This window comes from Candidatus Cloacimonadota bacterium, from assembly GCA_034661015.1.
Taxonomy (GTDB): domain Bacteria; phylum Cloacimonadota; class Cloacimonadia; order JGIOTU-2; family JGIOTU-2; genus JAYEKN01.
In genome coordinates this window covers 1-3449 of the sequence record JAYEKN010000136.1, presented here as the reverse complement: position 1 = coordinate 3449, position 3449 = coordinate 1, and the positions used below count along the sequence as shown (strand labels likewise).

Genomic DNA, 3449 nt, shown 5'->3' with positions numbered 1-3449 from the left:
AATGTAGGTGTAATTCCCTGATATGTCGGATTTTTCACCATTCGTACTTTTTTTCCGTTCTTAATCTCCCAACCGATTTCAGCCGTAAATTGGAAATTCAAACGGCGTTGGTCAATACTCCACGTTTTATTATTCTCCAGATAAATTCCATCTTTTGTATCAGAAATTAAATCTTTCAAAGAACCCTTGCCGGGCATAAGTGAAATATTTATCATTCGGATCATGGGAATATTACCGAATCCGTCCGCACGGTTGCAACCTCTACTCCGATTTTCGCCGACCACATGAGCAAGTTCACGATTAGTAAGATACATTTTATACAAACCATCCTGAATTATATGATAGCGTTGAGCCCGAACTCCATCATCATCATAACCAAAGGTAGCCAATCCGGTTGGAACTGTGGAATCAGCGACAACATTTACGATAGAAGAGCCGTAATGATAATCATGATAAAGATCGGTTGTGATAAAACTACGTCCGGCATAATTTGCTTCCATTCCGAGCACACGATCGAGTTCGGAAGGATGCCCGATAGATTCATGGATCTGCAAAGCAAGTTGCCCACCACCGATGATAATATCTTTATCAGCGACAGGACAATCCGGTGCAGACAACAAGGCAACAGCCTCTTCGCGGATTTGGGCTGCATGCCCGGGAAGATCAAGGCTATTTATTAGTTCATAACCCATCTGAGCATTCTGCCCTCCGTGTGCTTCCGGATATGATCGAACTTGTACTTCCGAGCCTTCGACTGCCGTGGCAGAGCTGGCACAACCGCTTCGTAAAAATATCTGTTCAATATTTGAACCTTCCGAATTTGCAAACCACTGATGTTCACGCCAAAAACTCATAGAAGCACGGGAAATTTTAATTTTGCTGTTTTCTCTTAAAATTTTATCCACTTTGAAAAGGAGTTCGAGCTTATCTTCAAGTGAAACTTTGAAAGGGTCAATCAAATAAGGTGAAGTCCAGATGTCATTATAAACAGGTTCGGGAGCCAATCGCACACTATCTTTTCGCAAGGTTGCAGATGCTTTTGCCACTTCCACAGCTCGAGCAGCAATCTTCTTGACTTCAGGTTTCGTCAGTGAGGAACTTGAAGCAAATCCCCAAGAACCATTTGCTATCACACGTATCCCAAATCCGAGACTGTTGGAATTATTCACAGAATCAATCTCGCCGTTTTTAACACTGATAATTTGATTTTGATTAGCGATAATTCGTATGTCGGTGTATGATGCTCCGCTACTTCTTGCTACATTTAGAGCTAATTGTAAATATTCGTTCATTGTTCCTCCGATATTAACATTAAATTTTGAAATCATTAAATCGGTTAAACTTTTTCTATGTCAATAAAAGTGGAAATGATACAAGCAGAATTCCCTTGCTTCGGTGCTCATAAATCCAGATAAAATAAAAAAGTGCCCACCTAAAAGGTAAGCACTTTTCTAAATAGTGTCTATCCGTAAAGTAGCCTTTTCGAGACGTCACGGACCATTCCGTGACGAATTGGAAAATTATCCATTAAGTTAATTAGCGTTATATTTGTGAGTTGGAAAATATTAAGTCAAGTTCAAAAAAACGGAAATTAACTCAAGATTTCCCTTTACGGATAGGCTCTAATTAAACTGATTTTTTCGATTATTCTTTTTTAGAATAATTCTCGATCATTTTACTAACAGTTTCAGCTAGGGTGGAAGGGATTTTTTCCTTATTCAAAAATCCTTGCATGATATCAATCGGTAATGGGAAGACAATTGTAGAATTCTTTTCTGCAGAAATTTCCGTAAGGGTTTGCAAGAATCTAAGTTGGATAGAAGCTGTGTTTTTACTAAGTATATCAGCTGCTTGTGATAGTTTTTTGGAAGCTTGAAATTCACCTTCTGCGTGAATGATCTTTGCTCTTCGTTCCCGCTCTGCTTCGGCTTGTTTTGCCATTGCTCGTTGCATCGTCGAGGGGAGTTCAACATCTTTAACTTCTACCACACTGACTTTGACTCCCCACGGGTCGGTTAATTCATCAATAACCGATTGTAATTCACTACTAATTTTTTCACGATGGGTGAGCAGGTCGTCCAAATCGGATTTACCAAGTATATTTCTCAGGCTTGTTTGAGCGATTTGGGAAGTTGCTAATATGTAATTCTCCACTTTGACTATCGCATCTTCCGGATCGATAACTCGGAAATATATGACAGCATTAACTTTTACCGGAACATTGTCTCTCGTGATAATATCTTGAGGGGGAACATCCATAGTTACGGTTCTTAACTGAACTTTCACCATCTTATCAATGAATGGGATCAAGAGAAAGAGTCCGGGACCTTTTGCCCGCAGTAATCTGCCAAGCCTAAATACTACACCACGTTCATATTCTTTTACTATTCGTATTGCTTTGAACAAAATTATTACAGCCAAAACTATAATAATTGATACAAGATTAACCATAATTGTATCCTCCGATGCATTTATTTTAATATTTGTTTATTATCCAAATGCGATTATTCTGTCAAACATTATAAAAAAATAAATGAATTTCTTGCAATGATTTTCTCGATTTGTAATATTTATTTCAAATGGCAACGAGCAAAACTAACAAAACGAGCATGCAATTTTTATTGTTAGTTTTGTTCGTAATTGTTCGTTGCTTATAGTCAAAAATAAATTGTTTTAGGAGAAATTATTGTGAAATATACTTTTATTGGGACAGGCTCTTGCGTTCCGAATGAGAATAGGCTATCATCAGGGGGAATTCTTGAGATTGCAGGGAAACTCATTTTGATTGATTGTGGAACCGGCATCCTCCACAATATCCCCAAAGCAGGATATGATTATTGCGATATTGATATGATTTGCATAACCCATTTACACCTGGACCATATCAACGATTTTGCAGCTCTTTTATTTGCATTTCGAAATGATCCTGATTGCAAAAGAAAAGAAGATCTTTTCGTGGTGGGACCAGATGGGTTTGAAGATTTTTACAACAAAATGAAAGATGCCTATGGCAAATCTATTCGGATCGAAAACTTTGATATAAAGATCAGGGAAGTGAAAAAATCGGAGTTTGAATTTGCGGGAATAGCAATTTCTACCGAGAAAACTTTTCATACAGATGAGAGTATCGGTTATCGTTTTGAATTTAACGAAAAGACATTTTGTGCTTCCGGAGATACGGGGTATCATGAAAATGTTATCAAGTTGTGTAAAAATGCCGATCTTGCCGTGCTGGAATGCTCTTTACCTGAAGAGAAATGTATTGATATTCACCTTAATCCCAAAACAGCCGGGCAAATTGCAGAAAGTGCCGGAGTGAAAAAATTGCTATTAACACATTTATATCCGGTTATGGAAAATTATCCCATTGTCAAAAAATGTAAAAAATATTTTTCCGGTGATATTCAGGTAGCGGAAAATTTTCGGAAATATGTTTTTTAGAATTTATC

At 37.7% G+C, this 3449-nt stretch carries 3 protein-coding genes; 1 reads left to right on the top strand and 2 read right to left on the bottom strand.

Annotated elements, in window-relative coordinates; genetic code table 11:
• The coding region (locus U9P79_05565) for a TldD/PmbA family protein (protein ID MEA2104091.1) at window positions 1–1292 on the bottom strand (1292 nt) is incomplete at its 3' end.
• Between the two features lie 352 nt (window positions 1293–1644).
• Entirely contained in the window at window positions 1645–2451 is an 807-nt protein-coding gene (locus U9P79_05560) for a slipin family protein (protein ID MEA2104090.1), read from the bottom strand.
• A gap of 237 nt (window positions 2452–2688) precedes the next feature.
• Here U9P79_05560 and U9P79_05555 point away from each other — a divergent pair, with 237 nt between their 5' ends.
• A complete protein-coding gene (locus U9P79_05555; protein MEA2104089.1) occupies window positions 2689–3441 on the top strand; it encodes a ribonuclease Z in 753 nt (250 codons plus the stop codon).
• Window positions 3442–3449: the final 8 nt, after the last annotated feature.